Origin of the sequence: Rhodoblastus sp. (assembly GCF_052145335.1) — a bacterium.
In the GTDB taxonomy this organism is placed as follows: domain Bacteria; phylum Pseudomonadota; class Alphaproteobacteria; order Rhizobiales; family Beijerinckiaceae; genus Rhodoblastus.
The window spans coordinates 1-3,920 of sequence record NZ_JBKQOU010000353.1 but is presented as its reverse complement, the minus strand read 5'-3'; the positions used below and the strand labels follow the sequence as shown (position 1 = coordinate 3,920).

Annotated in this window: 3 protein-coding genes; all 3 read right to left on the bottom strand. The window is 57.9% G+C overall.

All coding sequences use genetic code 11. The annotated features are described in order from the left end of the window. The 3 genes from fcl to ACLP2E_RS21300 all read right to left on the bottom strand — a co-directional run bounded on the left by fcl (position 1) and on the right by ACLP2E_RS21300 (position 3,514). Positions 1 to 945 (bottom strand): GDP-L-fucose synthase, encoded by a 945-nt coding sequence (gene fcl / locus ACLP2E_RS21310; RefSeq protein ID WP_442467052.1) that lies wholly within the window; start codon positions 943 to 945, stop codon positions 1 to 3. A gap of 43 nt (positions 946 to 988) precedes the next feature. After that, positions 989 to 2,434, bottom strand: coding sequence for an exopolysaccharide biosynthesis polyprenyl glycosylphosphotransferase (locus tag ACLP2E_RS21305; RefSeq protein ID WP_442467053.1), 1,446 nt, complete (start codon positions 2,432 to 2,434; stop codon positions 989 to 991). 165 nt (positions 2,435 to 2,599) lie between these two features. After that, a complete protein-coding gene (locus ACLP2E_RS21300) occupies positions 2,600 to 3,514 on the bottom strand; it encodes a glycosyltransferase (protein ID WP_442467051.1) in 915 nt (304 codons plus the stop codon). Positions 3,515 to 3,920 lie beyond the last annotated feature (406 nt).

Here is a 3,920-nt window from a genome sequence, read left to right as displayed (position 1 = left end):
TCAAGCTTCCGCCAATTCTGCGCAATGACATAAAAACCACTGATAGGTGGTGGCGACGCCCTCGGCCAAGCCAATCTCCGGTTTCCAGCCAAGCGCCGCCAACCGACCCGAATCCATCAGTTTTTTGGGCGTGCCGTCCGGCTTGCTCGCATCGAAGCGCAGTCGCCCGCGAAAGCCGATCGTTTCAGCGACGATCTCCGCCAGTTCGCGTATGCTGACATCCTGTCCAGCGCCGCAATTGATCGGTTCGTTTTCGTCATACTTGTCCATGCAGAAGACAACCCCCCGCGCCAGATCGTCAACATGCAGAAATTCGCGGCGCGGCGTCCCGGTCCCCCAGACAATGACTTCGTCGGCGTCTTGCTCTTTCGCCGTGTGGACCTTGCGTATGAGCGCCGGCAGCACATGGCTCGACGCCAAATCGAAATTGTCATTGGGACCATAAAGGTTGCACGGCATTATCGAGATATACCGCCGGCTGAATTGGCGGCGGTAGGCCTCGCACATCTTGATCCCGGCGATTTTGGCGATTGCATACCATTGATTGGTCCGTTCAAGCGGGCCGCTGAGCAGGGCCTGCTCCTGGATCGGCTGAGGCGCGAATTTCGGGTAGATACACGAGGATCCCAGAAAAATCAGCCGATCGACGCCCGCGAGATGGGAAGCGTGAATGACGTTGCTTTCAATCGCAAGATTTTGATAGAGAAAATCAGCGGGGTAAGCGTCATTGGCGAGAATGCCGCCAACTTTCGCCGCCGCGAGGATCACTATATCGGGACTACTGTGCTTCAGCCAAAGCTCCACATCCGATTGGCGACTCAGATCGAGCTGCGATCGTTCGACAGTCAAAATCTCGAAGCCAATACTCTGTAGACGACGGACGATCGCCGACCCCACCATTCCCCGATGTCCAGCGACATAAACACGCCGACCATTCATCGTCATTCTCCGTAAAAATCAGGTGCGGGCGTTGGTCCAGGCCCGTCGTTCAATAGACGTTGCGCCACGCTCGGGAGGAGGCCACGGTTCGCCAGAGGCAAAGCAAATCCATCCGGATAGACCAGTTGTCTATGTAATACAGATCGTGCTTGACGCGGCGGCGTATGTCCTTTTCCGATTTGATCTCCCCTCGAAAGCCATTGACCTGCGCCCAGCCGGTGATCCCCGGCTTCATATTGTGGCGGCGCGCATAAGGAGCGATCGATTGCCCGAAATTTTGATCATGTGCAAAGGCATGCGGGCGCGGCCCGACCAACGACATTTCTCCGCGCAACACGTTCACCAACTGCGGAAATTCATCAATGCTGAAGCGCCGCAGCCATCTCCCCACGCGCGTCACGCGCGCATCGTTACGACAGGCTTGAACGACGTTGCGTCCGTCCTCCATCGTCGTCATAGAGCGAAATTTGAATATCCGGAACGGCTCCTGATTGAAGCCATAACGCCGCTGCGAAAAGATCACCGGTCCAGGACTGTCAAGCTTGATCAGCAAGGCCACCACAGCAAGAAGCGGCGAGAGCAGCACCAGTCCGATTCCCGCTCCGGCGAGATCGATCGAACGCTTCAGAAGAACTTCCGCATTCGAGAGCGGAGGGCGCACAAGTTCGATGGTTGAAGCCCGCCCGATGTCGAAGTTGCAGGCGTCAGCCAATTGTGCAAGACGAGGATCCGATGCGAGACGGATCGATGCAGGCACGCGCCTGAAGGCCTCTACGCAGGCGTCGATCAGTCTGCGCCGCGACCAGGGCGCGACGATGACGACTTCATCCGGCCGTAGAAACCGCGCGCTGGCCGCGGCCAGAGCCAAGTCGGCCTGAATATGATCGCCTCCTCGCAAGGCGAAGGCGCCGACCAGATTCATGCCAAGCATCGACGCTTCATAGCGTTTGCGAAAGACCGCGATCTCGCTTTCGAATCCGACAAGGAAAATTCGGCGGCAGAGAAGCCCTCCAGCTCTCGCCTGAGCGCGAGTAGCGACCACCAGGAGAGCGCGCGTAGCAAGAAGAGAGGCAAACCCTCCGAAATAGAAGATCGTCACAGCGCTTCGCGAGGCCTCAGCTGACGTCTTGGTCACAAATCCGATCGTCAAAAGGCAGAGAAAGGCTAAACTCCATAACAACGCCGTCCGCTTGGCGTGTCCTTCGAAACTTAGATAGGCAGGAACGACGTATTCACCCCGGGCGGCGCAGGGCAGCGCGAAAAGGACCGCCGCCAGACTGCCGATCAGCGACATTGAATAAGTGATCGGTTCACCTCCCCACCAGGCGTGATAAAGAAACGCTGCGCAGGCGGCCGTGGCTATCACGATGCAGCTATCGCAAAGCGCGAGGCAAGCGGAATAGCCGACGATGACGAGAGCCGAGCGTCTGTGCGCTGACAAGGCCCCAACCTTGGGCCGGCGCCGCGATTCGCCGCCGGCTGAATGCGCGCGCAAGCCGCGCGAAGCGCGCGGGCGCCGCTCGACTGCTTCGCCCGCCGGCGTGGGCCATTCAGCCCTGGGCCAAGCGACCCTCGCGCGTTCGCGCCAAACGGACATGGCCAACCTGTCGATTTTCGCCATTTTCGCTCCTTCCCGTTGACCAGCATCCACCCTCCTGCGTCAGCGCTCGATCGGATGAACTGGAGAACGGCAATCAGTCGGAAGCAAGGGACAGGGGACGTCAACAGTGGCGAGCGAGTCGAAGCCCTGCCCGTCGCCGATCAACGCCATCTCGAATTCGGGCAGTATCGTCTTGCTGCTCAGGGATAGCGCCAGGCGCAACTGGTTTGATTTCAAGCGGCCAAGATCTGTCGAAGCTGCCTCCTTGATCTTAGCCGCAAGTGCGACAGGATCGCCGGCAGGAACCAACAAGGCCGAGCCGTGCAACAGTTCGGCGAGTTCCGTATCCGGTTCGGCGGTGACGACAATCGGCTTGCCGCTCGCGAGCATGGCGCCAAGCTTTGAGGGAAGAGCAAGGTCTGAAGCTTGCTTCATCTGCGGCAGGACATGCATGTTGGCGAGATCGAGCAATTGATTGAAACGCCCGGGTGGCTGCAACGGCAGGAACGACAGATTCTGCAGGTCGCCGTAACGCGCGAGCAATTCGACCTTTTTTGGTCCTTCGCCAGCGACGACAAAATGCAGTTGCTGGACGTCCTGACACAACCGGGCAGCGTCGAGGAAAACCTCGAGCGCCTGTTTGGCTCCGATATGGCCGGCGTAAAGCATCACGAACTTCTTCCGATCCAAGCCTAGTTCGTGGCGAAAGACGTCCGACTGCTCCGAAGCCGGGGGACGGATAGCGTCAAGGTCGACCCAGTTGCGGATCACCATCGTCCGATCAGCGCGCATGCCTTTCCGCAACAAGGCTTGCCGCATCTTGTTCGAGATCGTCACCGCGAGGTCGAACCTGCGAAGCACGCGTCGCTCGAACGCCAGCGCCATGCTACGGATCCGCTCTCCGTTCAGATGGCCAACCTCAAAAGCCGCATCAACTGGATCAGACGCAATTAGAGACGCGCCAGGGTCCGGCATTTCGTCTAGGCGTCCATTTTTCGATATGCTACCGCCCTATGGGTGACTCGCGGCCGAGTACCTCTCGAAGGGCGCGATGAATTCGGAAACGTCATTTCCGAATTCAATGTCAAAGAGGCTGACCGAGGGCAGATGCGCGTCGCGTCGACAGGGCTGAGCTCACGTCAAAACGACCGAATGTTGTACCCGACCAGCTAGCAGTTCGTGTAGCGATACCTCGAGCCTTTTCATCTCCGCCTGAAATGGAAACAACCCATTTCCATCTGCTTTAATAAATACTGATATCTTAACCACTTACTACTCTCGTAGAAGCACCGCAATAGCTTTGTTTAGGAAACGATTATGTGGCATATAGTTGGTTAGCTGTCATCGATATACAATATTCATGCATCGTTGACGCGTCGAC

What these genes read in the sequence shown, in the direction of transcription:
- fcl (WP_442467052.1), bottom strand. Translation starts at nt 945, where the DNA reads ATGACGATGAATGGTCGGCGTGTTTATGTCGCTGGACATCGGGGAATG.
- ACLP2E_RS21300 (WP_442467051.1), bottom strand. Translation starts at nt 3,514, where the DNA reads ATGCCGGACCCTGGCGCGTCTCTAATTGCGTCTGATCCAGTTGATGCG.